Source organism: Actinoplanes sp. NPDC048796, assembly GCF_040650035.1.
GTDB lineage: Bacteria > Actinomycetota > Actinomycetes > Mycobacteriales > Micromonosporaceae > Actinoplanes.
In genome coordinates, this window is record NZ_JBEZGO010000006.1 from 137,320 (window position 1) to 163,697 (window position 26,378).

The window sequence follows — 26,378 nt, forward strand, 5'->3', positions numbered from 1 at the left end:
TGCTCATATAGACAAAAGTTAGGAATGATCTTCGAGAAGGTATGGACTCCTGAGGCGGAACGGGCCTACTGTGACGGGCACAACACCGCACGGTTACCGCGGTGTGAACCGCCTCCGGAGGTCTCCGTGCACCTGGCCGATGCTCCCCACCTGCGCATTCTGCGCCTGTTGCGCGACGAGGGACCTGTGTCCCGCGCCGAGCTGGGGGACCGTCTGGAGCTCACCCGCCCGCGCCTGCTGGCCGAGGTCGAGCGGCTGGTCGCGGCCGGTCTGATCGCCGAGGCGGGCATGGCCGCCTCCCGCGGCGGGCGCCGGTCCACCCTGGTCGAGCTGCACCCGCGGCTGCGCTTCGCGGCGGTCGACCTGGGCGCCAGCTCCATCGACATCGAGGTCACCAATGGGCGGCTGGAGCCGGTCGCGCTCTATCAAGAGGCGGCGGACATCCGCTCGGGGCCGCGGGTGATCCTGCAGCGGGTGAGCGAACTGCTCTCCAAAGCACGCACCGACGGGGCCTTCGACCGGCTCGACGCGGTCGGCATCGGCGTGCCGGGCCCGGTCAGTTTCCGCGACGGCGTGCCCGTCTCGCCGCCGATCATGCCGGGCTGGGACCGGTACCCGGTGCGCGAGTTCCTGGCCCGGGAGCACGGCTGCCCGGCCGTGGTCGACAACGACGTCAACATCATGGCGATCGGCGAGCGCCACGGCGGTGTCGCCCACTCGGTCGACGACTTCCTCTTCGTCAAGATCGGTACGGGCATCGGCTGCGGCATCCACCTCAGCGGCACGGTGTACCGCGGGGTGGACGGCTGCGCCGGCGACATCGGGCACATCCAGGTCGACCCGAGCGGGCCGGTCTGCTCGTGCGGCAACACCGGCTGTCTCGAGGCGCTGTTCAGCGGGGCCGCCCTGGCCCGCGACGCGCTCGCCGCGGCCCGGTCCGGCGAGTCACCGGCGCTGGCCGAGCGCTACGCCGCCTACCAGGCCGCCGCCCGGCGCGCCGCCGAGACCGAGGGTGCGGAGAGCTTCGAGGCCCTCGAGGAACGCATCACCATAACTGCCCGCGACGTCGCCGACGGCGCCGCCGAGGGTGACGTCACCTGCATCCGCTTGATACGAGAGGGCGGCCGCCGCGTCGGCGGGGTCCTCGCCACCCTGGTGTCCTTCAGCAACCCTTCGATGATTGTCATCGGCGGGGGCCTGGCCCAGTTGGGTCATGTGCTGCTCGCCGAGATCCGCAGTGTGGTCTACCGCCGGTCGCTGCCCCTGGCCACCGGCAACCTACCCGTCGTCCTCAGCGAGCTGGGCAGCCGAGCCGGCGTCACCGGCGCCGCGGTGCTGGCCAGCGACACGGCATTCGAGCAGGCCTCATGACGATTCCCGCGCAACGCGAAGCTTCCGAAGACGTCGTCCTCCGACTCACCGATGTGGTTAAGACCTTCCCCGGCGTGCGCGCCCTCGACGGCGTGCAACTAGAGGTCCGGGCGGGCGAGGTGCACTGCCTGCTCGGGCAGAACGGCGCCGGCAAGTCCACATTGATCAAAACTCTGGCCGGCGTCCACCACGCCGACGGCGGCGAGATCACCTGGCTGGGCGAACCGTTCGCCCCGGCCACCCCGCAGGCCGCGATGCGCGCCGGCATCGCCACCATCTATCAGGAGCTCGACCTCGTCGACGACCTCTCGGTCGCCGAGAACGCGTTCCTGGGTCACGAGCAGACCCGCCTCGGCTTCACCAAACGGCGTTCCACCGCGGCCCGGACGAAAGAGATCTTGGCCCGGCTCGGGCACGGGGAGATCCCGCCCCGGCAGGCCGTGCGCAGCCTGCCCGCGGCCGGCAAACAGATCGTCAGCATGGCCCGCGCGCTCTCGCACGACGCCAAGCTGATCGTCATGGACGAGCCCAGTGCCGTGCTCGCTCATGACGAGGTGGAGAACCTCTTCCGGATCATCCGGGAGCTCACCGCCGAGAACATCGCGGTCATCTACATCTCGCACCGGCTCGAGGAGATCCGCGAGATCGGCGACCGGGTCACGGTGCTCAAGGACGGCCGCACGACGGCGGCCAACCTGCCGGCCCGCACCACACCGACCCGCGACCTGGTCAGCAAGATGACGGGCCGGACCATCGAGTACGTCTTCCCGCCGCGCCGCACGCTCGAGGAGAAGCCGCCGCTGCTCGTCGTCGACGGCCTCACTCGCGAGCACGAGTTCGCCGACGTGAGCCTGACCGTGGCCCCCGGCGAGATCGTCGGCATCGCCGGCCTGGTCGGTTCGGGCCGCTCCGAGCTGCTGGAGACCATCTACGGCGCCCGCCGCCCCGACAGCGGCACGATCACCTTGGACGGCAAGCGCATCCGGACGCTGGGCGCCGCCGTACGCAAGGGAATGGGAATGGCCCCCGAGGAGCGCAAGAGCCAGGCGCTGCTGCTCGACGAGCCGATCTACAAGAACATGACGCTCTCGTCGTTCTCCGGGTTCGCCCGCGCCGGCTTCACCGACGCGGGCGGCGAGCGCAAGGCGGCCGAGCGTACGGCCGACTCGCTGGAGCTGCGCCCCCGCGACGTGACGCGCCCGGTGCGCACCCTGTCCGGCGGCAACCAGCAGAAGGTCGTCGTGGGCCGGTGGCTGCTCGGCGACACCCGGCTGCTGCTGCTCGACGAGCCGACCCGCGGCGTCGACGTGGGTGCCCGGGCCGAGCTCTACCAGGTCATCCACAAACTGGCCGAGAACGGCGTCGGCGTACTGCTCGTCTCGAGCGAGGTGCCCGAGGTGCTGGGCCTGTCCGACCGCGTGCTGGTCATGCGCGAGGGCCGGCTGATCCGCGAGGCGCCGGCGGGCGAGATCGATGAGGAAACTGTGCTCGACCTCGTGATGGCGGGGTCGTTGATGGAGGGAGAGCCAGCATGATCACCGAGACTGCGCCTCCCGAGGTGCAAAAACGCGCGCAACGCCGGCACATCGACGACAACGTCATCCGCAACCTCGGCCTGGTCGGGGTCCTGGTCCTGTTGATCGTCGTCGGCATCATCACCAAGCCCGACCTGTACAGCGACCCGACCTGGGTGAAGAACAACTTCCTGACGATCCTTCAGCAGGCGTCGGCGATCGGCGTGGTCACGGTCGGCATGACCTTCGTGATCATCGGAGGCGGCATCGACCTCTCGGTCGGCGCGATCATCGCGCTGGCCGGGGTGTGGGCGACCACGCTGGCGACACAGAGCTACGGCGCGGCGGGAATGATCTTCACCGCGCTCGTCGTGGGCATCTGCGTCGGGCTCGTCAACGGCGTACTCATCTCGTACGGCAAATTGGTGCCCTTCATCGCGACCCTGGCCATGCTGGTCGCCGCCCGCGGTCTCGCGGCCCAGATCTCCGGCAAGCAGACCCAGGTGTCGGCCAACACGTTCATCAACGACCTGGCCGCCAACAAGCTCCTCGGCATCCCGATGCTGGTCTGGATCCTGGCCCTGGTCGTGGCGGCCGGGTGGGTCCTGCTCAACCGGACCACCTTCGGCCGCCGCACGGTCGCGGTCGGCGGCAACCCCGAGGCGGCCCGGCTGGCCGGCATCAACGTCAAACGGCACACCCTTCTTCTGTACGCCCTGTCGGGGCTGTGCTGCGGCATCGCCGCCATCATGTTGACGTCCCAGGCGACCAGTGCTCAGGCCGCCATGGCGAACCTGTACGAGCTCGACGCGATCGCCGCCGCGATCATCGGCGGCACGCTGCTCAGCGGCGGTCGCGGCACCATCGTCGGCGCCCTCTTCGGGGTGCTGGTGTTCTCCACGATCACGAACCTGTTCGCGATCAACAATCTCTCCACCGAGGTTCAGAACATGGTCAAGGGCGGGATCATCGTGCTCGCCGTCCTGATCCAGCAGTTCCGCTTCCGCTCCGTCACGCAACTCCTCAAGCGCTGATCTTTCGCCCGGTCCGTCTCCGGGTACCCCCTTGGGAGGATTCATGTCCGCTTTGTCCCGTAGGCGCGTTCTGTTCGGCGGTGCTGCCGTCGGTGCTGGAGCGCTTCTCACCGCGTGCACAAGCAACACCCCCGAGAACAACGCCCAGGTCAACACGAACACCGACTCGAGCGCCAACCCGAACGCCGCCCCCGGCCAGAAGGTGATCATCGGGTTCTCCGCGCCGGCCGCCGACCACGGCTGGATCGCGGCCATCACCAACAACGCCAAGGCGCAGGCCGCCGCGTACACCGACGTCGAGTTCAAGTCGGTCGAGGCCGGCGCCGACGCCGCCGCGCAGCGGGCCGCCATCGCCACGCTGATCTCGCAGAAGCCCACCGTGATCGTGATGCTCCCGCACGACGGCAAGGAGCTGAACTCGGCCGGCATCGAGGCCATGGCCGCCGGCATCCCGGTGATCAACCTCGACCGCGCGTTCCCGTCCATGGCGGCCTACCGGCTGCAGATCAAGGGCGACAACTTCGGCATGGGCCTGGCCGCCGGAAACTACATCTCCCAGCAGCTCAAGGCCAAGGGCGTCACCAACCCGATCATCGGGGAGATCCCCGGCATCGACTCGCTCGAGCTGACCCAGGAGCGTTCGGAGGGCTTCAAGAACGCCCTCGCCGCGCACGGCTTCAAGGTCGCCAACCGCCGCCCGGCCGAGTTCACGGCCGACAGCGGGCAGGCCGCCGCGACCGCGCTGCTGCAGGCCCTGCCCAAGATGGACGCGCTGTGGAACCACGACGACGACCAGGGCATCGGCGTGCTGGCCGCGATCAAGCAGGCCAACCGCAGCGAGTTCTTCATGGTCGGCGGCGCCGGCTCCAAGGCGGCCATCGACCAGATCAAGGCCGACAACAGCGTGCTCAAGGCGACGGTCACCTACAGCCCGTCCATGGCCTCGTCGGCGATCACGCTGGCCCGGCTCATCGGACAGGGCAAGGGAATGAGCGACCTGGTCGAGCTGCAGGTGCCCAAGGAGATCACGCTCGCCTCCGAGACGATCACCAAGGACAACGCTTCGCAGTACGCGAAGCTCGGTTTCTAAGGGGTTGTAAATGTCGGAACAGCTGCGGGTCGGCATGGTCGGCTACGCGTTCATGGGGGCTGCGCACTCGCAAGCGTGGCGCACGGTCAACCATGCGTTCGACCTGCCGCTGTCGGCACGGATGACCGCGGTGGCCGGCCGCTCCGCGGACGCGGTGGCGGCCGCCGCGGCCAAGCTCGGCTGGGCGGAACACACCACCGACTGGCGGTCGCTGATCGATCGGGACGACATCGATCTGATCGACATCTGCACGCCGGGCGACACCCATCGCGAGATCGCGCTGGCCGCGCTCGCCGCCGGCAAGCACGTACTGTGCGAGAAGCCCCTGGCCAACACGGTGGCCGAGGCCCAGGAGATGGCCGCCGCGGCGGCCAGGGCCAGTGGCGTGTTCGCCATGTGCGGTTTCAACTACCGGCGCGTGCCGGCGGTCGCGCTCATGCGTGAGCTCGTGGCCGCCGGCCGCATCGGCAAGCTGCACCACGTCCGGGCCACGTACCTGCAGGACTGGATCGTCGACCCGGAGTTCCCGCTGGTGTGGCGGCTGCAGAAGGACGTGGCCGGCTCGGGGGCGCTGGGCGACATCGGCGCGCACATCGTCGACCTCACCCAGTTCGTCACCGGCCAGTCGATCGCCGCGGTGTCGGCCCTGACCGAGACGTTCGTCAAGTCCCGGCCGCTGCCGTCGGCCTCGTCCGGGCTTTCGGCCTCCGGCACCTCGTCGTACGGCGAGGTCACCGTCGACGACGCGGCGCTGTTCCTGGCCCGTCTCGACGGGGGAGCGGTGGCCACGTACGAGGCGACACGCTTCGCCACGGGACGCAAGAACGCCCTGCGGGTGGAACTGAACGGCTCGCTCGGCTCGCTGGTCTTCGACTTCGAGCGGATGAACGAGCTCGCCTTCTACGACGGCGCCCTGCCGCCGGAGGAGCAGGGATTCAGCACCATCCTGGTGACCGAGCCGAACCACCCGTACATGTCGGCCTGGTGGCCGGCCGGTCACGGCATCGGCTACGAACACACCTTCACCCACGAGGTCCGCGACCTCATCGAGGCGATCGCCGCGGGCACCCAGCCCACCCCGTCGTTCGCGGACGCGCTACAGGTTCAGCTGGTGCTCGACGCGGTCTCACGGTCGGCCGAGTCGTCGCAGTGGTGCGAGGTGAAACCGGCCCTCGAGCCGGTCTGACCGTCCGGGTTGTCCGCCGTGGATCGGCGAGGGATGGTGCGGTTGCGCCCCGCACCAGCCGATCCGCGGCGGAACCGGCCCGGTCCCGACATCCGACATCCGACATCCGACGAACACCCTATGGCGTCGGCCCACGGCGTTTCGTAGCCTGCGGAGGCGATGACCACCACCCACCCACTCGACGGCGTTCCGGCCGATCGGGTCGTCGAGGTCCGGGGTGCGCCGGCCGGCGACATCGCCCGTTCCGTGGCCGAACACACCGACCTCGCCCCGGTGGTCACCCGTCCGAGCGCAGACTGGACGACCCCGCGTGACTTCGTCGGCGCGATGCTGGACGACCTCGAACAGGTGGCGGTCGAACTGCTTCCCGCATGGCTGCCGGACGCGGCCGATCTGCGGCGAGCCGACGTCGGCGGAGCGGCCGCGATCCGCCTGATGGCCGCGGACCGGGCGTCGCGGGCTCACTACAGCCGTTCGTTCCTGACCGACCTGGCCGTCCTCGCCGTGACCGGGTACCGGGAGGACGCCCCCGCCATCCCCCTCCGAGCGCGGGTCACTCAGCTCGCCCGCCTGGTCGCGGAGGCCTTCGGCCGCGGTCGCTGTGTGCTGCTCGTGCCCCTGGCGCTGGAGGTCACCCCGTACCAGCGGGACGCGATCGTGGCCGGCGGCGAATGGCTCACCCACAACGCCAAGGTCGCGGTCTGGCTGCTCGGCCCGGCCGCGCCCGCCACGGACCGGGTGCCGGTGGTGACCCTCGGCGAGCTGCCGCGCGGCCGATCGGCGCCGATCGGCAAGCCGCACCCGGCCAGCGCCGTGGAGTCCACCCTGGAGGCCGCGCTCGCCGCCGAGAGCTGGGCCACCGGCCGGCGCTGGAACCACACGTACTCCTCGACGTCGCTCAGCTCCCCGATCCGCCTCGACCTCTTCTGGCCCGGCGAGCGGTGTGTCGTGGAGCTGGACGGCCCGGAACACTGCCACCCGGTGCGCTTCGAGGCCGATCGGCGGCGCGACGTGCAGCTGCAACTCGACGGCTACGCCGTCCTCCGGTTCACCAACGCGCGAGTCGTCCACGACGTGGGCGCGGTCGTTCATCAGATCGGCACCTACATCCGGGGCCGGCGGCGCGAAACAGTGGAAGGAACATGACCATGGCCGGCGAAGACCTCACTCCCGCCGAGAACGCGATCCTGATCGTTCTCATGGCGGAGGCGCGGGAGATCCTCAACACCGAGCTCAAAGCGGTGTACGGCCTCGACGTCCGCAAGCCGAGCCGTGACAAGCTCGGCCGCAAGCAGTACGTGGCCAGCCGCAAGAGCGGGCCCACCTACGCGCTGCAACTCGACGACAAGGGATGGGTGCACGTCCAGGAGGAGCTGAACTTCCGGTCCAACGGCTCCACCGCGCAGGCGGCGGCGGTCTCGGCCGTGCTGGCCGGCCTGCGCGACCGCGTCCTCGAGCGCAGCGGATGCAAGTCCTTCGCCGAGCTGTTCGCGCTGAGCGACGTGCGCGGGCCGGCGGCCGCCCCGGACCTGCGCACCCGGATCGTCGGCGCGTACGACGCCCTCAAGGACGAGCCGCACGGCTGGGTCAGCCTCACCCGCCTGCGGATGTGCTTCCCGGACGTGGCGCGCGCGACCCTGGACGAGGCCCTGCGCCAGGTCAGCCGCGAACCCGGCGTCACCCTCGCCCCGCAGTCCAACCAGAAGGTGCTGACCGGCGCCGACCACGACGCCGCCCTGCACATCGGCGGTCAGGACAAGCACGTCCTGTCGATCGGCGTGTGATGGAGGAGCGTGAGCGGGCCGCCCTGGCCGCGCTGAGATTCAACTGGGCGCCGGTGCCCGACGACGTCTGGCGGCCCATGCCGTTCCACGTCGACGGCCTGCACACGGCCGTCGCCCGCGACGTGCTCGACGGGGTGGCGGACGCCCGGGCCAGCGACGGCGGCAGCCCCATCGGTCTCGTCGTGCAGGGCCAGCGCGGATCCGGCAAGACCCACCTCCTCGGCTGGGTCCGGCAACAGGTGCAGGACCAGGAGGGCTACTTCTTCCTCGTCGGGCTCCTCGACGCGGCCGGGTTCTGGGACAGCGTGCTGGCCGCGATGATGGACGGTCTTTCCCGTACGGTCCCGGGCCGTACCGAGACGCAACTGGTGCTCCTGCTGCGACGGCTGTCGGCCATGGTCGGCGCCCCGCGCACGGCGCGCCGGGCCGTCATGGGCGAGACCGAGCTGACCCGGCCCGCCCTGGACGCGTTCATCGAGGGCCTGGGCGCGTTCGACCGCCAGGTGGCCCGGGCCAGCCAGGACACGGCCCGGGCGCTCGCGCTCAGCGCCTCCGAGGACGTCGGCCACCGCGACCTGGCCGAGAACTACTTCCTCTCCGGGGAGGAGTCCGAGCCGGGCGAACGCGCCGCGTGGGGCATGCGCCGGGCGCCGCGGCGGGCCCAGCAGATCGTGCAGGACCTGTCGTGGCTGCTGGCGCTGACCGGCCCGGCGGTGATCGCCATCGACCAGATCGACACCCTCATCGCGCAGAGCTCGATCGCCGCCGGCGCCCGCCTCCGGAAAGCCGTGGAGGTCAGCCCCGAACAGGCGTACATGCTGAGCCAGATCGCGGACGGCCTGATGGCTCTGCGCCAGGTGACCCGCCGCACCCTCACCGTCGTGGCCTGCATCCCGGACTCGTGGGCGGCCATCCGGACGATGGCGTCCGACACCGTCGGCGACCGGTTCCGCCTGGCGCCGAAGCTCGAGGTCATCAAGGACGACGTCCTGGCCCGGGCGATCATCGAGAAGAGATTCGCGGTCCGGTACGGGGAGATGGGGTTCGTTCCGCCGTACCCGTCGTGGCCGGTCCGGCCGGCGGCCTTCACCTCGGCCGGCGACTACACGCCACGGCAGCTGCTCATCGAGATCGACACCCACATCCGGGAGTGCATCGCCAACGACGAGATCAAGGAGCTCGACCGGCTCGGCACGCCCCCGGCCGCCGAGGCGCACGAACCCCGCCCGGTCGCGCCGGCGGTGGCGACCGGCGAGATGGACAGATTCGACGCCCGCTTCGCCGAGCTGAAGAAGAACGCGGACGTCGTCACCCCGCTGAGCAAGACGGACGAGGACGGTACGGTGCCGGGCCTGCTCGCGGCCGGGCTGACGGCGTGGATCCTCGAACGGGGCGACGCCGGCGAGGCCTTCTCGGTCGACCCGCCGCCGAGCACGAATCCGCCGCTGCACGCCCGGCTCCGGCTCACCCTCGACGAAAGCACCGAGGACCAGGTCCACTGGTGCTTCCGGGCGGTCAGCAGCGGCCATCACGGCAACGCCGCGCTGTCCCGGCTGCGCAAGGCGGCGATGGCGGCCGGCCTCGACAGCCGCGTACCCAAGCGCAAGCTCTTCCTCCTGCGCAACGGCGACTGGTCGGGTCCGGCGACGTTGCGGGCCCTGGACGGCCTGCGCGCCGAGGGCGGCCGCATCCTCACGTTCGGCATCGAGGATCTGCGGGTGCTGTCGGCCCTCCGGGTCATGCTGGCCGAGGAGAACATCGACCTCCAGTCCTGGCTGGCCGACCGCCGCCCGACCAGCGAGATCCAGCTGATCTGCGAGGCCCTGTCCGACACGAAAACCTGGCACGCGCCTTCTTCATCCGCGCCCATCCCGCCCGGTTTGTCCGCGTCCACCGCGCCGACCGAGGCCACCGCGCACACCGCGCCTAACGCACCTACCGCGCCCGGTTTGTCCGCTCTTGCGGCGTCTACTGCGCCCGGTTTGTCCGCCTCTGCGGCGTCTACCGGGCCCGGTTTGTCTGCCCCCGCCGCGCCTGCCGCACCCGGTTTGTCCACATCCGCCGCACAGGCATCATTTGATCCGTCCGGTTCGCCGGTGACAACCCCGTTCGCCCCGTCCGGTTTGTCTGGACCGGCGGCGCCGACCGTGCCTGGTTTGTCTCCGTCCGCTGCGCCTGGTTTGTCCACACGGGAGCCGCGTGGGGCGTTCACTGTCGGGCACGGCTACGACTCGGGGGCGCCGGCGTTCCTGGGTCTCGCGTCCCTCCGCAAGCACATGACGATCTTCGCCGGTTCTGGATCGGGCAAAACCGTACTGATCCGGCGGATCGTCGAGGAGTGTGCCCGGCAGGGCGTCTCCAGCATCGTGCTCGACCCGAACAACGACCTGGCCCGACTCGGTGAGGCCTGGCCCGAACCCCCGGAGCGCTGGCGAGCGGACGATCCGGCCAAAGCCGCCGACTACCTGGCCAACACCGACGTCGTGGTCTGGACACCGCGGCGCATGTCGGGCCGTCCCCTCAGCTTCCAGCCGCTGCCGGACTTCCGCGGCGTGCTCGACGATCCGGACGAGTTCGACGAGGCCGTGGACGCCGCCGTCGCCTCGCTCGCGCCGCGGGCGATGGTCGCCGGCCGCGCCCCGAAAGCCCACCTGGGCCTGGCCGTTCTGCGCAAGGCGGTCGAGCACTACGGCCGCCGCGGCGGCACCAGGCTCAAGGGACTGATCGACACGCTGCACACCTTCCCGGACGGGATCATCGACCTGGAGGGCGCCGACAAGATCGCGCTGGGCCTGGCCCAGACCCTGACCGCCGCCATGGTCAACGATCCGCTGTTCGGCGGTGAGGGCACACCCATGGACCCCGGAACACTGCTCACGCCGGCCCCCGGCAAGCGCGCCCGGGTCTCGGTGGTCAGCCTGATCGGGCTGCCCTCGGACGAGACCCGGCAGAGCTTCGTCAACCAGTTGCAGATGGCCCTGTTCGCCTGGATCAAGCGGAACCCCGCGGGCGACCGTCCGCTGCTCGGCCTGCTCGTCATGGACGAGGCGCAGACCTTCGCGCCGTCCGGGGCGATGACCGCCTGCACCCAGAGCACGCTGGCCCTGGCCGCGCAGGCCCGTAAGTACGGCCTCGGGCTGATCTTCGCCACCCAGGCGCCGAAGGGCCTGCACAACCGGATCCCCGGCAACGCGGCCACGCAGCTCTACGGACTGCTGAACAGCCCGATCCAGATCGAGGCGGCCCGGGACATGGCTAAGGCCAAGGGCGGCGACGTGCCCGACGTCTCCCGTCTCACCGTGGGGGAGTTCTATCTGGCCGCGGAGGGCCAGGCACCCACGAAGATCCGAACGCCGTTGTCGCTGAGCCATCACCCGCACAGCCCGCTGACGGCCGAGGAGGTGCTTCAGGCCGCCCGCGCACACTGAGCCATTGCCCGGCCAGCTCATCGTCGTGGCGGAAGCCGACGTTCGGCCCGGCCATGCACTAGCGCGAAAGGCGCGTTACGGCCGTTCGCCGGCAGATGGCCCGCGCTGTATGGCGGGATCGGGGAGGACTTCGGCGGGGCGGACGTCAATCCCGTACCTCTGAAGTGAATTAGCCCTGCATCAGGCGGGTCAAGTTGGTGAGGCTGGTGATGAGGGCGGTGGTGTAGCCGAGGATGCGGCCGGCCCATTTGACGACGGCTGAGGCTATTTGGGCGGCGACTATGGGGATGGTGATGACCAGTAGTGCCTCGGCCGCCCAGACGATTACTCGAGCCACCAGGTCGGCTATCAGGTCGCGGACTATGTCGCGGGTGAAGGTGACCAGATTGCCGGCGGCCTCGGTGGCGGAGGACATGGTGGCGGCGAGGACGCTCAGGCCGCCCAGCGCGTCCACGTTGTTGGCCATCAGGGACTGGTACGTGGTGGCGGCCGGCCCCTGCCAGTCGGGAAGGTCGGCGGTCAGGTGGCCCTGCAGGTCGGCGGACATCGACTGGAGTTCGCCGGCCATGTTCTGCCAGGTGGCGGCGTGGGCGGCCACCCGGTCGGGGATGCCGGCCAGTTTGTCGAGTACTTCGCGCAGGGGCTCGAAGTACTCCATGGCCCAGCCGAGGCCGTTGGCCAGCAGCGCGCTGAACGGGTCGAGGACGGTCGCGGTGGCCTCGAGCGCGAAAGCCCCGCCGGCGAGCGCGCCGTCGACCCAGTTGCCGCTGCTCACGGACTGGTGCAGCCCTTGAAAGCTGTCGACGAGGGAGGCGCCGGTGCTGCCGCCGCCGGGGGTGATGACGTTGGCCACCAGGGAGGTGCTCACAGCCGTCCCGCCTTCCGCAGGCGCTGCGCGGCGGCGTCGTCGGCCTGGTCGTAGCCGGCGCCGGTCTGCCGCAGGGCCGCACCGGCGAGGCGCAGATTCTCCTCGACGTACGCGATCAGCTGGTCCTGCCGCACGTGCCGCGACTCCAGGACGCCGGAGATCCAGCCGCAGAGCAGCCCGTACGCGGCGTCGTCCTGACTGATGGCGGAACTGGCCGCCTTGACCGCGGCGAACCGCTCCTGAACAGCGTCAACTTTGGCCGCGTGCTGCCGAATCTGCTCAGCGTCGACCGAGAACCCGTCAGCCATGCGCGGCCAGCCGCTCCCCGACGACCCGCCCGGCCAGCGAGTCGGCCCCCACGGTGTCCACAATGATCGCCCGCGTCTGCCGGGCGGCCTCATGCTTGGCCTCACCCAGAGCAGCCATGACAGCCCGCCCGACAACATCAGGCGCAAACCGCTGAATCCGCTCGGTGAAACGAATGTCCCGCAACACCCCGGCCGAGTCGACGGTGACCTCAACCAGATCGTTGCCGTCCCGCCCGCTGCTCCGCAGCTCCCCAAGCCGATCACTCATGGCTTGCGCGTCAGCGGCGTTCCGCTCGACCCGCTGCTTCCAGTCCCGCAGATAGGCACGAGAGCCTTCAGGGTCAAGGAAGTCACTCATGCCCATGAATGTAGGCGGTCAGCGCCACCCCTCGACCGACCCGATCACGGTCCGGAGTGTCTCCAGGAGCCGATGGAGGTACGCGGCGGCAGCGGCGTCCGTCGGGTCGTCGAGACCGCGGTTGCCGTCACCGGCGACGAGCCGGAGAAGTGTCCCGTCGGGCTGAGGCTCGGACAGGACGGTCTCGAGGGCGACCAGGTATTGCTTGAGAAAGAACGTGTTCGTGCTCGCGGTGTCTTCGAGCTCGTCCCGGATCTCGTCGAAGCTGTCCGCGTCGTGGACGTAGCCGTGCAGCAGGGCACGCACCTTGTCGACGGGCGAAAGAGCCGACCGCTCGGCGATCCGCGCGCGCAGCGACTCGGGCAGGCCTGACGTGTCCATGGTTCAAGACCCTAGCGCCGCGGGGAAAGCGGTGAGGAGGTACGGCTGCGCCGGGTCGGAGCCTTGAACCAGCTTTATGCGAATTCTCACGAGGCTGGTCGTCGTGTACTCCGCCTGACGGGGACCGGCGCCGTACATGCCGTTGTTGTAGTAGCCCTCACCGATGCGGTGACCGGCGTCGAACAAGCCGTCGTGGGACCTCTCCAATGCCAGGTCGTCGCGGATCCGTGACCAATTCCGCTGTATATAGCCGTTGATCTCCCGATGCATGGTCGAGGGGTCGGTCCATCTGAGCGAGGCGTTTACGGCATCACCCCATTCGCCGTCCCCGTAGATACGCCCCTCGACCGTCCTCGGCCCAAGATGACGCTCGAGGGGAATGTCGGGCCCGTGATGATCGATCGTATGGGCACGCCGGTGCGCGGCGTCGTTCTCGGCGATGTTGAACCGTGGCGGCTCGTTCCCCAGTTGTTCGTAACGCCGCATGACCTCAGCCAGCTCTACATCGCCCGCGGTCGGCGAGGCCGATGGCGTCTGGGCGGCCCGGGGCCGGCCCGCCAGGGCGACTTCGGCCAGCTGATCGTGGGCGCCGTCCATATCGCCCGGACCATGGCCGCTTGGCGGGCGCGGAGGACCGCCACCGCCATCATCGGATCCGCCGCCTCCTCCATGGGGCCTCGGCTTGGCGGTCATGGCTCTCGACGCTAACAAGGGATGTCCATCTATGTGATCAGGTGTGTCTCACCTCCTGGCGGGCGTGTAGGGCGGCTCGGTCGGCGGCGGCTCGGCCTGAGAGCCAGCCGGCTCTGTTGCTGATGGTGGTGGTGCGGTGGGTCAGGTGGGGGAACTGTTTGTCGACTGCGGAGCGGACCTCGTCGTCTCGGGCGGCCAGGACCGGGAGCAGGTCGGCCGAGGGGGTCACCTCGTCAACCGCGGCGGTCAGGCGTTCGCCTATGCGGGAGGCGTAGGCCGTCAGGAAGGACTGGCGGAAGGAACGGGCGCTTGATTTCTCGTGGGTCATCGCCCTGGTCGCCTGGACCAGCAGGGACGTGAACAGGATCTCGGTGGTGTTCAGGTCGGTGGGGAAGCCGATCAGGGTGGAGAAGCCGAACCTTTTCGTCCACACCGCCCGGCAGCTGTTGGCCTCGGCCACCACTTGGAGGAGCAGGGTCTTCGGGGCCTCGTACGGGCTGTCGACGGCGACCCGGAGGCTGGCCGGATGGTCGCGCCGGCCGGTGGTGACCGTCAGCAGGGCGTGGTCGATGCGGTGGCGGGCCATCAGCTCCTGCGCCTTGGCCGTGCACGCCTCGGCCTCCTCGGGGAAGTCCGTCGACTCGGCCTTGGCCAGCAGGGCGCGCACCTTGCTCAGCGTGCGCTGGTCGAGGTCGGCGGCCGGGACCGCCGAGGACGGCGCGCCCGGCGGCGGGACGATCAGCTCGATCGGGGGCAGGGACGTGAGCAGGCACAACGTCTCGATCGCGGTGACGATCGTGGTGAGGCGGGGAAGCTCTTCGCGTTCGCCCCACGCGCTCAGGTACAGGTCGTCGTGTTTCCACCAGACCGTGGCGCCCAGGTCGGCGATCTGCGCCTGCCACCGGTGGTCGGTGGTGGCCGCCGCGTGGGCGCGCATCTGGGCCGCGATCACGTCGCCCGTCAGCCGGGCGTGGCGGGCGGAATGGTCGCGGCGGGCGGCGCGGGTCAGCTCGGCCGGCTGCCAGCCGCGGGCCCAGCAACCCCGCACCTCGTCGAGCAGGGCGGTGAGCAGGGCACGGTTGACCTGCTGGCCGCCGAGAGGGCCGGTCAGCAGCATCAGGCACTGCTCGAGCTCGTGCAGCCGGCCGGCGCGGGCGGCGTGGACCGCCTGCGAGACGGTCTCGTCGGCCAACTGCGGGCGTGTTTCATCACTGTTTCTGCGCATTTGACCTCCGTTCGATCGCCCGACAGTACCGAAGCGGCGGAAGATCGTGTGAGGGCTGTGGATAACTACCGAACGGCAACTCGGATCGGGGCCCGGCCGGCCGATTACAAGGGCTCGCCTGAGAATCGGAGCCCTTCATGCCTCGCTGGTCCCGTGCCGTCTTCGCCGTCGTCGCCGCCCTGCCCTTGATCGTCATGCAGCCGGGTGTCGCGCAGGCCGCCGGCAACGCGAAGGCCTACAAGCTGCTCAGCCAGACCGACGGCAAGGGCCCGGTCGCCCGCTGGAATCCGTGTGCCGGCCCGATCGATTACCGCGTCAATCTGACGCGCGCTCCGCAGAATTCCCTGCCCGAGGTCAAGACGGCGTTCGCCAACGTCGCGAAGGCGACGGGCCTGACTTTCCGGTACGCGGGGACGACGGCGGCCATTCCCGCGGCCACCAAGGGGTACAGCGGCGTCTATCCGGCCGGCACCGAAATCGTGATCGCCTGGGTCACCCCGGGCGTGCACAGCAGCATGCTCGGGAAGACGACCAGCACCGCCGGAATGGGCGGCTACATGGCCCGGGGCGCTTTCACCGCGTCCGGCGCCCAGGCGTGGGCCGTGACCGAGGGCCGCGTCGTCCTCAACGCCGACCTGACGAAGAAAATGGCGCGCGGATTCGCGGCCGGACAGGGCGGCACCACGGGTCAGTTGCTGATGCACGAGATCGGTCACGCCGTCGGCCTCGACCACCCGAAGATCGCCGACAGGTACGAGATCATGTACCCGATGCTGACCACCAAGAAGGCGGCCTGGGGCGCCGGCGACCTGGTCGGCCTGCGCCTGGTCGGCAAGACCGCCGGATGTCTGTCCACCGTGAACCCGAAGGCTTGACGGGCGCGCGACGATGCGTACGTGCGAATTCTCGTCGTCGGCGGAAGCGGCCTCATCGGTGCCCATGTCGTTCAGGTGCTGCGCGAGCGCGGCCACACGCCGCTGTCGGCCGCCCGCCATCCAGGCCCCGGGGTCGACCACGTCTTCGAACTGACAAGCGCCGATCCGCGTCCCATTCTGGCCGGCTGCGACGGCGTTGTCGTGGCCACCCGCACCGACGAGCAGAAGCCGTTGCCCAAACCGATTCACCCCGCCTTTCGGCGGGACATGGTCGACCCGGTGGTACGCCTTTTCGCCGCGGCCCGCGAGCAGGGCCTGACCCGGGGCGTCCTGATGGGCTCGTACTACACCTATTTCGACCGGCTGCATCCACAATGGCGGCTGGCCGAGCACCACACGTACATCCGCTGCCGTGTGGAACAGGCCCGGGAAGGTCGCGCCGCCGCCGGACCGGAACTGCCGGTGGCCGTACTGGAACTGCCTTTCGTCTTCGGCCGGTCCGGTGACCGCCTCCCCAACTGGTCGGCCCCGCTCGACCGCTGGACCCGATCCCGCCTGCCCCTGGTCGCGCCGCCCGGCGGCACCGCCGTCACCACGGCCCGGCACGTCGCCGAGGCGGCCGCCGACGCCCTCGAGGCCGGCAGCGGCGCCGACATCCCGATCGCCGACGAGAACCTGTCGTGGTCCGAGATGATCGCCCGCATCGCCGCCCACCGGCGCCCCGTGCACGCGTTGCCGGCGTCCGTCGTGAAGGCGGCCCTGCGCGCCGGCGGCGCCATGCAGAGGGCCACCCGCAAAGAGTCAGGCATCAATCCCGCCCACGCCGCCGGCCTGCTGCTGACCGACCTGTTCGTCGACCCGCCCACCGGCCGCTCCGTCGACGCCGCGATCCGCGAGTCGTTCCCGCGATGACGGTCCGCATCGGTTTCGGCGCCATGCACCTGCCGGCCACACCAGCCGCGGCCCGCGAGTCCGCCCTGGCCGTGGCGCGGCGAGCGGTCGAACTGGGCGTCACGCTGATCGACACCGCTTATCTGTACGGCGGTGGCGCCAACGAGTAGCTGCTCGCCCAGGCCCTCCACCCGTACCCGGAAGGCCTGCTCGCCGCCTGCGAGCGGGCCGCCATCGCATTCCTGCCATGGCGGCCCGTCGCGGCGGCACGGGCCGGATCGCCGCCGTCGCGGCCGCGATCGGCGCCACCCCGACCCGGGTCGCGCTCGCCTGGTTGCTCCGGCGGTCGCCGGTGATGATCCCGATCCCGGGTACCGCGAGCCTCAGCGATCTCGAGGAGAACCTCGCCGCGGAACGGGTCCGGCTGCCGGCCGGCTTCTAGGCGGCGCGCTTGCCGACGACGCCGTGCGGGTCGAGGACGTACTTGCGGGCCGCGCCCTTGTCGAACTCCTGGTAGCCCTGCGGGGCCTGGTCGAGGGAGATCGGAGTGGCGTTGACGTTCTTCGCGATCTGCACCTTGTCGTGCAGGATCGCCATCATCAGGTTGCGGTTGTACTTCATCACCGGGCACTGGCCGGTGACGAACGAGTGCGACTTGGCCCATCCCAAGCCCAGCCGCAGCGAGAGCGAGCCCTCCTTGGCCGCCTCGTCGACGCCGCCCGGGTCACCGGTGACGTAGAGGCCGGGTACGCCGATCGCGCCGCCGGCACGGGTGATCGTCATCAGCGAGTTGAGCACTGTCGCCGGCATCTCGGTCTGCGCGTTCTGGCCGTGGCCGCGGGCCTCGAAGCCGACCGCGTCGACCGACGCGTCGACCAGCGGCTCGCCGATCGCCGGGGCGTCACGGCCGAGGAGCTGCCGTACCTGTTCGGTGGGGTCGCCCTGGGCCACGTTTATCGTCTCGCAGCCGAAGCTGCGGGCCTGGGCCAGCCGCTCCTCGTTCAGGTCACCGACGATCACCACGGCCGCGCCGAGCAGGTACGCCGAGGTGGCCGCGGCCAGGCCGACCGGGCCGGCGCCGGCCACGTACACCGTCGAACCGGTCGTCACACCGGCGCTCACGCAGCCGTGGTAGCCGGTGGGGAAGATGTCGCTCAGCATCGTGAGGTCGAGGATCTTCTCCAGCGCCTGGTCTCGGTCGGGGAACTTCAAGAGATTCCAGTCGGCGTACGGGACCAGTACGTACTCCGCCTGCCCTCCGATCCAGCCGCCCATGTCGACGTAGCCGTACGCCGATCCGGGCCGATCCGGGTTCACGTTGAGGCAGATGCCGGTCTTGCCCTCCTTGCAGTTACGGCATCGGCCGCAGGCGATGTTGAAGGGCACCGAACACACGTCACCGACCTTGATGAACTCGACGTCCGGTCCCGCCTCGATCACCTCGCCGGTGATCTCGTGACCGAGCACCAGGCCCTGCGGGGCGGTGGTCCGCCCGCGCACCATGTGCTGGTCGCTGCCACAGATGTTGGTGGCGATCGTCTTGAGGATCACCCCATGCCGCACCTGGCGCCCGATGTTGGCCTTGTTGACGCCCGGCCCGTCCTTCAGCTCGTACGTCGGATAGTCGATCTCGTGAATCGCGACCTGTCCGGCCCCCTCATACACGACTGCTCGGTTTCCTGGCATCGTTGCCTCCGTCGGAGAAGTGAAGAACTGCCTCCGTCAGTCTTTCTCCGGACAGCCCCGCCAAAAACGAGGATTTGTCGCGTCTCCTGCCGATCCCGGCAAATCGCCGCCTTCCCGTGTCGCCGAGGTTTCGGTGGCATTGACGAAATTCGCCATTTCGCGGGCGAGCTCTGTGACCTCACCCACTAATCGGCGGTTGCTGGTGGAATTCAGGAGACCGAAAGGTCATCAGCATTTAACGCCTCGATATGCATGTCCGCAGCTCAGCACCCATGGCAAAAAATAGATGAAGATCATTCATCTGTGTCGAGTAAATCCGTAACTCGCGCCGAATATAAATGTTCGGATCGATGTATCGCGCGTCCGCGGATGTTCCTGTTCTCTGGTCTACGGCACCGAATCCACGGCGCTGCATATCGAAGGCTTTCGGGAGCATCCATGACGGCACCGCCAGTTCCGCCGGCCCGGGCAGCTCGCCTGGCATGGCGGCCGCTGCAGCGTTCGACTCGGGTAGCCATCATCGCGGCGCTCGCCGCGACCCTGTTCTATCAGCTGTTCCTGCTCAACCCGGCATACCGCGGGCCCGGCTGGCTCTGGTTCGCCATGCTGACCGCCGAAGGCCTGACCGCCCTGCACCTGATCGGCACGTGGTGGACCATCCTGGCTCACGACGACCGGCCCGAATCGGTGGACGCCACGGTCTGGCGCAATCGGCTCCGGGCCGGCTCGGACGTGCCGTCCATCGACGTCTTCATCACCGCGTACGGCGAGGAACCGGCGCTGGTCCGGCGCACCATGATCGCGGCCCGCGACATGGACCTGCCACACCGGACGTTCCTGCTCGACGACGGCGACAGCGATGAGCTGCGCGACCTCGCGGACCAGACGGGCATCGGCTATCTGCGCCGCCCCGGCGGCGCGCACGCGAAGGCCGGCAACGTCAACGCCGCGCTGGCCCGCACCAACGGTGAGTTCGTGGTCATCTTCGACGCCGACCATGTGCCCGAGCCGGGCTTCCTGCTCAGCATCCTGCCGCACTTCCACGACCCGGACGTGGCATTCGTCCAGTCCCCGCAGTTCTACACGAACAACGTGAATCTGGTCGCCACCGGCTCCGGCGAGGCTCAGCGCATCTTCTACGAGCTCGTCTGCCCGGGTAAGAACCACTTCAACGCCGCCTTCTGCGTCGGTACGAACGTGATGTTCCGGCGGGCCGCGCTGGACACCATCGGCGGCATCTGGACGGGCAGCAACTCGGAGGACATCTGGACGTCGATCGAGCTGCACAAGCGCGGCTGGAAATCCATCTACGTCCCGCAGGTGCTGGCCCGCGGGCTGGCCCCACAGGATGTCCCGTCGTACCTGAAACAGCAGCTGCGCTGGGCGGGCGGCGGTTTCGAGGTGCTGCTGCGCGGGCGGCTGTTCAAGCGGGGCATCGGCCTGACGATCGATCAGCGACTGCAGTATCTGTTCTGCGGTACGCATTACCTGCTGTCGCTGGCGATGCTGACCTTCATGCTCTTCCCGGCGCTCTATCTCCTCTTCGCGCTGAGCCCCATTCGCGCCGACGGCTTCGCCTGGGCGACCCACTACCTGCCGTTCCAGGCGGCCGTGCTGCTGGTCACCTGGCTGCAGTCGGGCGGGTTCAAGCTTTCGGCGATCGTGGCCAGCATCGGTGCGACGCCGGTACATCTGCGAGCACTCGGCGGTGTGCTGCTCGGGCGTCCGGCGAAGTGGAAGGTCACCAACGCCGGTGGCGACGGCACCCGGTCACTGTGGGCGGTCATGCCCCTGTTCGCGCTGTTGGTACTGAACATCACCGCCATCGTGGTCGGTGTGCTCGTGATGGCCGATCCCGGCCCGACCTGGCTCTCCGTCGGCTGGGCTTCCATGATCGTCCTGATCCTCGGCCGGATGATCCTCGAATCGGTCACCGGCGGCCGGTTCCGGCCGGCCGCGAAGCCACCGGCCGCATCGCCCTCGCCCGCATCGCCCTCGCCCGCCGGCGAGCAGACCGCCATCCGGCCGCAGCACGTCGCGGCCAACGCCTGACCCGGTCCAGACCTTCGAGAGGTACGACCATGAGCGCCACGATCGAAAATGTCAGAACCCACGACGACGACTCGACCAGGGTCATCGAGCGCACCGCACCGCAGGCCCCGCCGAAGCGCCGAGGACGCGGCGCCCTGCGCGTCGCGCGTACCGGCCTGGTAGTGCTGATCTTGTTGGCAGCGGCCGGCGCGGGCGGCACCCACATCGTGCGGCAGCGCCTGGCCGAACGAAACATGGTGGACGCCGGCAAGGCCGTGCTCATCGCGCAGCCGATCGCGGTCGGTTCGGCCGACGCCGCGGTCGTCACCGACATGCAGACCACCGAGCGGACCAGCGTCACCGCCGGCGCGATCCTGGCCACCATCACCCTCACGGCCGAGGGAGACGGGAACACCAGACGGGTGCAGAAGCTACGGGCGCCGACCGGGGGCATCGTCACCAGGATCAACGTGGCCCCCGGGCAGATCGCCCGCGCCGGTGAGCCGATCGTCACCCTGTACGACCCGGCCAAAGTCGCTTTCGCGGTCGACGTGCCGCTGGAGAAGCTGCGCAAGTTCCGGCTCGGGATGACCGCCTACGTGACCGGACCCGGCCTCTCCAGCCGGATAACCGCGACGCTGGAGAAGGTCGAGCCGAAGGTGGACGCCGGCCAGCAGGCGAGCGCCGAGGACGAGCTGACGGTCGTGCTGCGGCCGGACCCGGCGGCCCGGGCGACCGTACGAACCCTTGTTCCGGGTCTGCAGTTCGCCGTGGTCGTCGACACCACCACGGCCGCCGGCAGCACCCCGGCGGTGAACAGCGCATGAACCCCCGCCGCCCGGCCGCGACCGCGATCGCGGCGCTCATCGCCCTGACCGCGTGCACCTCGTCGCCCGGCGCGGCGCCGCCGCGGGACGCCGGAACGGTCATGGAAGACGCCGCCGCGTCGCCGCTCACGAGTCCCGCGGTCACCGGCAGCGGAAGCATCGCCGAGAAGCTGCCGGCGGGTTCCACCCCCACCAAGGCCCCCGCTCAGGCCGGCGAACTCGCCGGTCAAGCGGTGCCGACCAACCAGTGGTGGAGCTCCGCCCTGACCGGGCCCCGGACCCAGCCCCTCTGGACCCATCCGCTGGCCGTCCGGGCCGCCGCCGACGGCGTGCAGATCAGCGGCGCGCCGCTCACCGCCTCGGCGAACGCCGTCATCACCCCGTTCGTGCCCGCCCTCACCGTCGGCACGGCCACCGGCGCGGTGACCGTCGTGAGTTACGGCGCCTTCCACGTCGTCCTCCGGGTCGGGCTCGCCGGCGGCGGGCACGTCGAGATCACCCTCGCCCAGGGCAGTCCGGTGGTGTGGCTGCGCTTCGACGGGGCGGCGCCCACCCTGAACGGCACCTTCCGCGACGTCGGCAGCTCGCCCACCCGGGCCCGGCTCGACATCGGCGGCGCGCGCTGGGACGTCCTCGGCACCGATCTGGCGCCGACCGGGAACACCGTCACCGGGTCGGGCCGGCAACTCGCCGTCGCCCGGGTCCCGGCCGGCGCCGACCGGGCGAGCTGGGAGAAGGCCAGCACCGGCGATCCGATCGTACGAACCACGGCCACCATGACGTACGACGCCGCGGCCGGGACGGTCCGCCAGACGCTCACCGCGCGCCGGGCCGGCGGCGGATCCGGAGCGTGGGCCCTGCTGCCGCACCACCGGGCCGGCCTGGCCGCCGGGCCACTGCCACTGGCGGGCTCCTACCCCGACGCGCGAGGCACGATGTCGCTGGTCACCGCCGACGCGGTGCGGATCGACATCCCGATGCCCGGCCTGCTCACCGCCATGCCGAAGGTGCCGCTGAGCGCGGAGGCGAACAAAGCCGTGCTGGCCGACCTGAACCGTGACCTGGCCGATCCGCCCGGCAAGGGCGGCAGCTACTTCGGACTCAAGGAACTCGGCCGGCTGTCCACCATCGCCGAGGTCGCGGCCGCCTCGGGCGCCGACACCCAGCGCACGGCGGCCCTCAACCGGTTGCGGCCGCAACTCGTCGACTGGCTGACCCACACGGGACCCAACGACGGGCGCTACTTCGGCTACGACCCGGTCTGGGGTGGACTGATAGCCGTCCCGGCCGAGTTCGGCGCCCAGGACTACAACGACCATCACTTCCAGTACGGCTATCTGGTCCGCGCCGCGGCCGTGCTGGCCGCGGCGGACCCCACATTCGCCCGCGAGTACGGCGACGTGGTCGACCTGATCGTCCGCGACTACGCCGGCTCACTGGCGATCGGCCCCGCGAGCGGCCTGCCGCCGTTCCGGGCCTTCAACGCCTATCTGGGCAGTTCGGCCGCCTCCGGATTCGCCCCCTTCGCGGACGGCAACAATCAGGAGTCGTCCGGCGAGGCGGTGGCGGCCTGGGAGGCGGTGGCCCGCTGGGGAGTCGTCCGCGACAACGCCGAGATGACCGCGTACGGCATCACCCACTACGCGCTGGAGGCCGAGACGGCCCGAACGTACTGGCTCGGCGAGGGTCTGACCCGCGAGGCCGGATACGCGCACACCACCGCCGGCATCGTCTGGGACGCCAAAATCGACTTCGCGACCTGGTTCGACCCCAAACCGGAGTCCGTCCTCGGCATCCAGCTGCTGCCCTTGACGGCCGGCGCGTTCCACCGAGGTCCGTCGGCCACCCGCCAGAAGGACCTGCCCGGCAAGCCCACGGTCTGGGGCGACCTCTTCGCCGCCGACCTCGCCCTGTCCGACCCGCGGGCGGCCCGCCGCCGACTCGACGAGGGGGTGCCCCGGGAGGAGAGCACCAGCCGGGCGATGGTCCGCTACTGGATCGAGGCGCTGGCCGTGCTCGGCCCTCCACAGCCGAAAGCCCCCGCGCCGATAGGCTCTCTGGCATTCGGCCCCGCGGACGCTCCCCGGATCCTCCACGCGCCCGAAAGGTAAGTGTTCCAAGCCGGTCCCGGCAGATGCTTTGCTGTGCACATGAGATCTCTTCACCGCGCGGGGCGAGCGTGACTGGGTCGAAGGCTGGAACCCGGTGTTCCCACGGCGGTCGCCGACGACGCGGTGGTGGGCACGGTGTTCGTGACCAACAACGGGGGACAGCCGGTCACCTGGGTCGTCGTCGACCGCGAGGGAGACCACCGCATCCGATACGCCCGGGTCGCGACGGGCCGCGACGCCGGCACGGTGGACGGCCGGTTGTCGCCGGCCGGCAGCCATACCGAGGTCACTGTCACTTATGAGCTGAGCGCTCTGACACCCGAGGGCAGCGAATGGCTCCGGAGATTCGCCGCCGACTACCCCAGCATGATGCAGTCGTGGGAGTCAGCAATCGCGAAGTCGCTCCCAGCCATCCGCCGCCCGGCGCCGGGCCGCTGAGGGCGACCACGACACCGTGGGGTGTCCGGTGGCCGCCCCGGAAGCAGGACCGTCAGCTCCACCGTCCGGACGACCACCGGTACGCCGAACCCATCGAATGAGGACATCCACGCGGCGCGATGGGCCGGCCTGCCTCGAGGTCAGCTGTAGAAGTCCTCCAGCTCCTCGGAAACCTTGTCACCCGCTCCACCCGGGTAGGGGATTCCCAGCTCCCGGAAGTACACGGCGGCGAGTAGCTCGTTGTGGTGGTAGAAGATCACCGCCGCCTTCGCCGATTCGAAGGTCGTCGGACGGTTGTCCAGGTTCTTCAGTGCCTGCAACTGGTACCCGGCCACCCGCTTCCACTGTCCTGGATACCGTTCATGGTGCGCGGCTCGTTTGGCATCGGTGGAGTTGACCGCGGTCATGACTCGGTCACACAACTCCTGGGCCCACTGCTTCAGATCAGGCCCCTCCGGGTAGACGCCGGATCGGATGCCGCTGGTGCGTACCAGTCCTTGAGCCATGTCATTCACGGCCGAGACCGCACCGGACGAGGTGATGGTGAACAGCCCGACGTGGGTCTGGTCGGCGGCCTCCAGCGCAGCGCTGGTGTATCCGGACGTCGAGTAAAACAGGTGATGTGCCGCATCGGGTCGACTGCCCCGCAATTGCTGGACCAGGCCAGCGCCGACCGGCAGGGCTTGCATCTTGACCTGAGCCACCCCGAGGGCGGAGGTCACGTCGATGCCCCCGTCACGTCCGGCGCCGGTGAGACGGGCGTCCGAGAAGCCGATCTCGCACATGTGGGCTTGCGCGATCTCCTCGGCGGCTTTCCAGTCCGTGGGCAGTCCGGTCGGTAGTGCCGGCTCGAAGTTCGTCATGGTGTCGGGATCCGGGGCCGGCGGCACCTCGGGCGCCTCCGGCAGGCGCCTGATGTGGGCTCCCGCGCCCTCTTCGAGAATGTCGAGGTCAACGGTGTTGAGCCGGTCGAGGAAGACCTTGAGGGTGAACTTGGGCCGGTCGGGCGCGGAGAGCTCCATGGCCAGTCCACTGACCGGCCAGGTGACAGCGTCGGCTGTCCGGACTGCCCGGCCCTTGGCCAGCGGGCCGGGCGCCACAGTGATTCGGGCGGTCTTCCGGTCCGCCACGATCCATCCGCGCAGCGTCCGCAGCGCGATGGCCGCCCCGCTGGACGGCCGAGCCTTCTTCAGCATGGTGTCGACCTGCCAGCCGGCGCAGGTGGCGGCGTCGGCGATGAGTTCGACATGGTCACCAGGTTGCAGCGTGGCCAAGATGCGCTCGGCGAGAACCGGTGAGACAGGTGCCGGCTCCAGGCCACCGCAGTATCGGCGGTAGGCCCAGGCCGAGCGGGGATCGTCGGCCAACGGCTGCCGATCGTCCGGAACCTCCGGCGCGCCCGCGACAGGGGCACCCCCGAGCGCGGCCCGCTCTTCCTTCTTGCGCTTACGCCAGGCGATGAACGCCCAGCCCCACAGCACGATAGCGATCGGCGGCGCGCCGGCGGCCGACCCGAGCGCCCCCACCACCACAGCGATCAGCAACACCTTGTTCGATACCGGATGCGACCACGGACGCTTGGCTTTTTCGCCGGACACCAGACCCCCACGCAGAAACGATCTTGCCAAAACTATCGGCTGTCGCTGCGTTCCCTCATCGCCCGTTCGTCGCGAAGGGATTCCGTCGATCAGCCGCACCCGCTCCGCGCTCACCAGGTACGACTCAACGCTCACCTGCGCAGGACGGACAGGCCGAGCCCAGCCACCCGCGGCCCGGCAGCGGACCGCCGAAGGCTGACCACGACACCATCGGGTTGACCGGGCTTTCGGCTCCCAGGACGGTGAGTTCGTCGCCGATGTGGAGGGACGCCGGTCAGCTCGCCGTGATGAAGATCCACGGGCGGCGCCGACAACGGCTTTCGTTCATTAGTTGCGGCGGGAAACCACTCGCTCGGGTGATGGGGGCTGTGGCCGGGCGGCGAGACCGTGGGGAGTGGCGAATGCCTGGTGCAGCCTGGCGTGCGGGTGCATGAGTGATCGTTTCGTGCATGCCCGAAGTTGCATATGGTGCACATCGATAAGTTCGATTGCCACGTCGTCCGGAGGGTGGCGGGAAGGTCTACCGGCAGGTCACTGAGGGCTGAAGCATTGGTGAGTGCCGATTTCTTTCGCTGGCGGAGATCATGTTTGTGCGGGTCATGGCGTCGCACGTCGGGTACGCCGCTGATCCTGAGGACGCATGACTCTCGTATCCGAGGGCAGAGTTTCCACGGATGGAGG

General features: G+C 69.7%; 22 protein-coding genes and 1 pseudogene. 15 read left to right on the forward strand and 8 right to left on the reverse strand.

Annotated features, from left to right (window positions below; genetic code table 11):
• Positions 1–126: 126 nt before the first annotated feature.
• From AB0C26_RS25080 to AB0C26_RS25115, 8 genes are all read left to right on the forward strand, one after another.
• Entirely contained in the window at positions 127–1,371 is a 1,245-nt protein-coding gene (locus AB0C26_RS25080) for an ROK family transcriptional regulator (protein WP_360252047.1), read from the forward strand.
• Positions 1,368–2,906, forward strand: coding sequence for a sugar ABC transporter ATP-binding protein (locus tag AB0C26_RS25085; RefSeq protein ID WP_360252050.1), 1,539 nt, complete (start codon positions 1,368–1,370; stop codon positions 2,904–2,906). The genes AB0C26_RS25080 and AB0C26_RS25085 overlap by 4 nt, the downstream gene beginning before the upstream one ends.
• The gene (locus AB0C26_RS25090; RefSeq protein WP_360252053.1) at positions 2,903–3,919 is read left to right on the forward strand and encodes an ABC transporter permease; all 1,017 of its coding nucleotides are present in this window, start codon (positions 2,903–2,905) and stop codon (positions 3,917–3,919) included. Before AB0C26_RS25085 ends, AB0C26_RS25090 begins: the two co-directional genes overlap by 4 nt.
• A 43-nt stretch (positions 3,920–3,962) precedes the next feature.
• The gene (locus tag AB0C26_RS25095) at positions 3,963–5,009 is read left to right on the forward strand and encodes a substrate-binding domain-containing protein (protein ID WP_360252056.1); all 1,047 of its coding nucleotides are present in this window, start codon (positions 3,963–3,965) and stop codon (positions 5,007–5,009) included.
• Between the two features lie 10 nt (positions 5,010–5,019).
• A complete protein-coding gene (locus tag AB0C26_RS25100) occupies positions 5,020–6,195 on the forward strand; it encodes a Gfo/Idh/MocA family oxidoreductase (protein WP_360252059.1) in 1,176 nt (391 codons plus the stop codon).
• A gap of 159 nt (positions 6,196–6,354) precedes the next feature.
• Complete coding sequence (locus tag AB0C26_RS25105) at positions 6,355–7,341, forward strand: DUF559 domain-containing protein (protein WP_360252062.1); 987 nt, start codon at positions 6,355–6,357, stop codon at positions 7,339–7,341.
• 2 nt (positions 7,342–7,343) lie between these two features.
• Positions 7,344–7,979, forward strand: a complete 636-nt coding sequence (locus tag AB0C26_RS25110) for a hypothetical protein (protein ID WP_360252065.1) — start codon at positions 7,344–7,346, stop codon at positions 7,977–7,979.
• Positions 7,979–11,407: a helicase HerA domain-containing protein gene (locus tag AB0C26_RS25115; protein WP_360252068.1), complete on the forward strand. Its 3,429-nt coding sequence runs from the start codon at positions 7,979–7,981 to the stop codon at positions 11,405–11,407. Before AB0C26_RS25110 ends, AB0C26_RS25115 begins: the two co-directional genes overlap by 1 nt.
• A 169-nt stretch (positions 11,408–11,576) precedes the next feature.
• Here AB0C26_RS25115 and AB0C26_RS25120 read toward each other — a convergent pair whose 3' ends face one another.
• The 6 genes from AB0C26_RS25120 to AB0C26_RS25145 form a co-directional block, all read right to left on the reverse strand.
• Positions 11,577–12,275: a hypothetical protein gene (locus AB0C26_RS25120; RefSeq protein ID WP_360252071.1), complete on the reverse strand. Its 699-nt coding sequence runs from the start codon at positions 12,273–12,275 to the stop codon at positions 11,577–11,579.
• On the reverse strand, positions 12,272–12,583 hold the full coding sequence (locus tag AB0C26_RS25125) for a type VII secretion target (RefSeq protein ID WP_360252074.1): 312 nt from the start codon (positions 12,581–12,583) through the stop codon (positions 12,272–12,274). Before AB0C26_RS25125 ends, AB0C26_RS25120 begins: the two co-directional genes overlap by 4 nt.
• On the reverse strand, positions 12,576–12,941 hold the full coding sequence (locus AB0C26_RS25130) for a YbaB/EbfC family nucleoid-associated protein (protein WP_360252077.1): 366 nt from the start codon (positions 12,939–12,941) through the stop codon (positions 12,576–12,578). The genes AB0C26_RS25125 and AB0C26_RS25130 overlap by 8 nt, the downstream gene beginning before the upstream one ends.
• A gap of 18 nt (positions 12,942–12,959) precedes the next feature.
• A complete protein-coding gene (locus AB0C26_RS25135; protein WP_360252080.1) occupies positions 12,960–13,322 on the reverse strand; it encodes a hypothetical protein in 363 nt (120 codons plus the stop codon).
• Positions 13,323–13,325: 3 nt separating this feature from the next.
• A complete protein-coding gene (locus AB0C26_RS25140; RefSeq protein WP_360252083.1) occupies positions 13,326–13,919 on the reverse strand; it encodes a hypothetical protein in 594 nt (197 codons plus the stop codon).
• 133 nt (positions 13,920–14,052) lie between these two features.
• Positions 14,053–15,240, reverse strand: coding sequence for a DUF2786 domain-containing protein (locus tag AB0C26_RS25145; RefSeq protein ID WP_360252086.1), 1,188 nt, complete (start codon positions 15,238–15,240; stop codon positions 14,053–14,055).
• Positions 15,241–15,377: 137 nt separating this feature from the next.
• Between AB0C26_RS25145 and AB0C26_RS25150 the strand changes: the two genes are divergently transcribed.
• The 3 genes and pseudogenes from AB0C26_RS25150 to AB0C26_RS25160 all read left to right on the forward strand — a co-directional run bounded on the left by AB0C26_RS25150 (position 15,378) and on the right by AB0C26_RS25160 (position 17,448).
• Entirely contained in the window at positions 15,378–16,115 is a 738-nt protein-coding gene (locus tag AB0C26_RS25150) for a matrixin family metalloprotease (RefSeq protein WP_360252089.1), read from the forward strand.
• 21 nt (positions 16,116–16,136) lie between these two features.
• Complete coding sequence (locus AB0C26_RS25155; protein ID WP_360252092.1) at positions 16,137–17,027, forward strand: NAD-dependent epimerase/dehydratase family protein; 891 nt, start codon at positions 16,137–16,139, stop codon at positions 17,025–17,027.
• Positions 17,028–17,050: 23 nt separating this feature from the next.
• Positions 17,051–17,448, forward strand: a pseudogene (locus AB0C26_RS25160) (aldo/keto reductase).
• Here AB0C26_RS25160 and fdhA read toward each other — a convergent pair.
• On the reverse strand, positions 17,445–18,692 hold the full coding sequence (gene fdhA / locus AB0C26_RS25165; RefSeq protein ID WP_360252095.1) for a formaldehyde dehydrogenase, glutathione-independent: 1,248 nt from the start codon (positions 18,690–18,692) through the stop codon (positions 17,445–17,447). The pseudogene AB0C26_RS25160 and the gene fdhA overlap by 4 nt on opposite strands.
• 438 nt (positions 18,693–19,130) lie before the next feature.
• On the opposite strand from fdhA, the gene AB0C26_RS25170 reads away from it, so the two are divergent.
• The 4 genes from AB0C26_RS25170 (at position 19,131) to AB0C26_RS25185 (ending at position 24,099) form a co-directional block, all read left to right on the forward strand.
• Complete coding sequence (locus tag AB0C26_RS25170; RefSeq protein ID WP_360252098.1) at positions 19,131–20,744, forward strand: glycosyltransferase family 2 protein; 1,614 nt, start codon at positions 19,131–19,133, stop codon at positions 20,742–20,744.
• Between the two features lie 29 nt (positions 20,745–20,773).
• On the forward strand, positions 20,774–21,550 hold the full coding sequence (locus tag AB0C26_RS25175; RefSeq protein ID WP_360252101.1) for an HlyD family efflux transporter periplasmic adaptor subunit: 777 nt from the start codon (positions 20,774–20,776) through the stop codon (positions 21,548–21,550).
• On the forward strand, positions 21,547–23,661 hold the full coding sequence (locus AB0C26_RS25180; protein WP_360252104.1) for a glycosyl hydrolase: 2,115 nt from the start codon (positions 21,547–21,549) through the stop codon (positions 23,659–23,661). The genes AB0C26_RS25175 and AB0C26_RS25180 overlap by 4 nt, the downstream gene beginning before the upstream one ends.
• Before the next feature lie 126 nt (positions 23,662–23,787).
• Positions 23,788–24,099 carry a hypothetical protein gene (locus AB0C26_RS25185; RefSeq protein ID WP_360252107.1) on the forward strand — a complete coding sequence of 104 codons (312 nt, stop codon included), beginning with the start codon at positions 23,788–23,790 and terminating at the stop codon, positions 24,097–24,099.
• 140 nt (positions 24,100–24,239) lie between these two features.
• Here AB0C26_RS25185 and AB0C26_RS25190 read toward each other — a convergent pair whose 3' ends face one another.
• The gene (locus tag AB0C26_RS25190) at positions 24,240–25,832 is read right to left on the reverse strand and encodes a restriction endonuclease (RefSeq protein WP_360252110.1); all 1,593 of its coding nucleotides are present in this window, start codon (positions 25,830–25,832) and stop codon (positions 24,240–24,242) included.
• Positions 25,833–26,378: the final 546 nt, after the last annotated feature.